Source organism: Wolbachia endosymbiont of Nasonia vitripennis (genome assembly GCF_048054115.1).
Taxonomy (GTDB): Bacteria; Pseudomonadota; Alphaproteobacteria; order Rickettsiales; family Anaplasmataceae; genus Wolbachia.
Window position 1 is genome coordinate 1 of the sequence record NZ_JAFEVF010000065.1, and the last position, 3,170, is coordinate 3,170.

Here is a 3,170-nt window from a genome sequence, read left to right on the forward strand (position 1 = left end):
TCTTACTTTGTTTGCTTGTCAGATCAAGTCTAAACTATTACAATTTATTCCACGTTACCTATTATCCGAAGAGTGATGCAACAAAGCCATTCCAGCGTCATGCGCTGGAACTTTTGAATTCCAGTTATGCAAGAGATCTATTGATCTTAGAAATAACTTTCCTTGGTTTAAGTTAGCGATTATTCTACCAATATCTCTCTCTTTCCTGAGTAACTCGGAGCACTGACAATACCTTCTTTCTCCATTCTTTCAACAATATTTGCAGCTCTGTTATAGCCTATTCTAAGTTGCCTTTGAATGTAACTAGTTGAAACCTTTTGATCTCTCTGAATGATGGCCACTGCTTGCTTGTATAGATCGTTCTCTTCATCTTCTGTTTCACCTTCTGATTCCGCGAAAGAATTTTCATCTTCTTGAGTGATTTCCTCCATGTAGTTTGGCTCACCTTGCATTTTCAGATGATCAACTATATTTTGTACCTCATCATCACTTACAAATGGACCGTGAACTCGAATAATCTTACCACCAGAGGCCATATAAAGCATATCACCCATACCGAGCAATTGTTCAGCCCCTTGTTCACCAAGTATTGTACGGCTATCTATCTTAGAAGTAACAGCAAAACTAATTCTCGTTGGAAAGTTTGCTTTTATCACACCTGTTATCACATCTACAGATGGGCGTTGTGTTGCCATTATGATGTGTATTCCTGCAGCACGAGCCATCTGAGCTAAACGTTGAATAGAGCATTCTATATCTTTGCCAGCAACAAGCATTAAATCTGCCATTTCATCTACAATCACCACAATATACGGAAATGTCTCCATTTTAATCGGTATTTTTTCAAACAAAGGTTTACCCGTTGTTGAGTTAAAGCCAATCTGTACAACGCGTTCCAATTCTATTCCGCTATTCATCGCTTCTGTAATTTTTTGATTATAGTTTATTACATTCCGCACATTTAAATATGACATCATACGATAGCGATTTTCCATCTCTTTCACGATCCACTTAAGAGCAATAACAGCTTTTTTTGGCTCTGTTACCACTGGCGTTATTAGATGCGGTATTGCATCATATATTGAAAGCTCAAGCATCTTTGGGTCGATCATTATCATCTTGCATTCATCAGGACTTAATCGATAAACAAGCGACAGAATCATCGTGTTAATCGCAACTGATTTACCTGATCCTGTAGTTCCGGCAACAAGCAAGTGGGGCATTTTAGTCAGATCTGCAATAATTGGTTTTCCGCTTATTTCCTTGCCTAGTGCAATCGGAAGATTTAAGTTTGCATTTTGGTATTCTGGCGATTCCAGTAAATCACGCAGCATAACAATTTCTCGTTCTTTATTTGGCAATTCTATTCCCATTGCATTTTGTCCACGAATTATTGAAATACGTGCAGAAAGTGCACTCATTGAACGTGCAATATCATCTGCAAGACCAATCACTCTTGCAGATTTTGTGCCTGCTTGTGGTTCAAGTTTGTATAAAGTCACAACCGGTCCATAACATACACTTATAATTTTTCCTTGCACGCCAAAATCACTTAGAACCTGCTCGAGCAGAGATAAATTCTTATTGCTCTCTAATGCATTCAACTGTTTTCTCTGCACAGATTCTTCTACTTTAGAAAGTAAGTGAATGCTTGGAAACTCAAACTCGCTAGAAGGTGGTTTAAAAATCTCTTCGGTAGCTTTTTTCTGTCTTTCTTTTGGTTGTTGTCTAGTGGTTCTATATTTTTCTTCTACTACTAACGGTGCTATTGAATAATCAGTAGTTTTACGTAACCTGAAAAACAGAACCTTTGTAAAAAGGGAAAATATTTTTTTACATAGGAAAAGTAAAGAATAAACCGTTCTCTTCCAACCAATTAACCCTACAAAACCTATTGATGCTGCTACTGCAAAGATGTAAAATGGGTAGTTACTAATTAGTGCATTTCCTATCATTCCGCCATGCACATACCTTGCAGTGATACCGAGCGAAAGTTGCGCTAATGTAGCGCATATTCCTAAATTGATTAATATTAAATAGAGAATTTTCAGCAGCCTTTTTGATATCAAAAAGTAAACTATGGTTGTAGCTATTGTAATACTAGCGAGTCCAAGAAATTGAACCAATATATCAGCTAAATATGAACCTACCACTCCGCCCAAATTTGTTACTTCCTGATTTGTAGCTGTATTTAAGGATGGATCTTGATAATTATAGCTAAAAACCGATATATATATATACATTAAGAGTAACAGGTATATCGCTGATTTTAGCTGTTTTTTTAACATCTACTTAAAGTAATAAGTAATTGTATATTTTACAAAGTGAATTGCTATTATCAATATCATCACGGATAAATCTAATCCATTGAACGGTTGTATATACCTTCTGATAACCTTTAGTGGAGGATGGGTAAGTCGGTTTAAAGTTTGCATTATGTTGCTTACAACTTCATTATACATGTTCACTACATTCAATTTAATCAACAAATCGAGAACAACTGAGCATATTAGAATGAAGCTGTAAAGATCAAGTAGCAGGTTAAGTAAGTATATGATTGGATGCATATTACTAATTTATACTAAAGTCTATTATGTGTAGTGATATATATAAAATCAAGCCTCACAATAATTTTCATGCTGAAATAGGTATAAACAATAACTGATTAGTCTGTTTATCAACTGATATGTCGGTTCTGTCGCATCTATAAACCATAGGAAAGAAGATCATTAAAGGTGGGATTATAGGAGTTATGAAGCCATTAACATAGCAAAATTCTCAAAAGTAGAAACATTATTTTAATAATTTGTCTTTTTTGAATCATACGAATATTTTCTATGCCTGTGATGGTAATCTTTGCGGAATGGAAGCTTTTAAACCCAAGCATTGGCTTTATTAGTTTTTTGATAAATCTATCAACAATATTATTTAGATATTTTATTTGAAGAACTGTAATCTTCAGAAATTTCTGCATTCAAATCATCAAGAGCAGCAGTATTACTGCCGCTTTTATCAATTACAATTTTCTCAGGAAGATAGTTACTCCTGAAGGCTTTACGAAAGAATGCAAGTGCTGCAGACTTGTCTCTACTAACACACAAGAGGAAGTCTACAGTATATAAATAAAACTGTAATAGTTTAGACTTGATCTGACAAGCAAACAAAGTAAG

Annotated in this window: 2 protein-coding genes and 1 pseudogene; all 3 read right to left on the reverse strand. The window is 35.0% G+C overall.

All coding sequences use genetic code 11. From position 1 onward, the window contains the following. Positions 1 to 179: 179 nt before the first annotated feature. Complete coding sequence (locus JR053_RS05220; protein WP_010401646.1) at positions 180 to 2,288, reverse strand: FtsK/SpoIIIE family DNA translocase; 2,109 nt, start codon at positions 2,286 to 2,288, stop codon at positions 180 to 182. After that, positions 2,289 to 2,567 carry a YggT family protein gene (locus JR053_RS05225; RefSeq protein WP_010401649.1) on the reverse strand — a complete coding sequence of 93 codons (279 nt, stop codon included), beginning with the start codon at positions 2,565 to 2,567 and terminating at the stop codon, positions 2,289 to 2,291. Between the two features lie 183 nt (positions 2,568 to 2,750). Next, positions 2,751 to 3,170, reverse strand: a pseudogene (locus JR053_RS05230) (DDE-type integrase/transposase/recombinase); the annotation flags it as partial.

Coding starts and splice junctions, on each gene's coding strand:
- JR053_RS05220 (WP_010401646.1), bottom strand. CDS start 2,288: ATGTTAAAAAAACAGCTAAAATCAGCGATATACCTGTTACTCTTAATG.
- JR053_RS05225 (WP_010401649.1), bottom strand. CDS start 2,567: ATGCATCCAATCATATACTTACTTAACCTGCTACTTGATCTTTACAGC.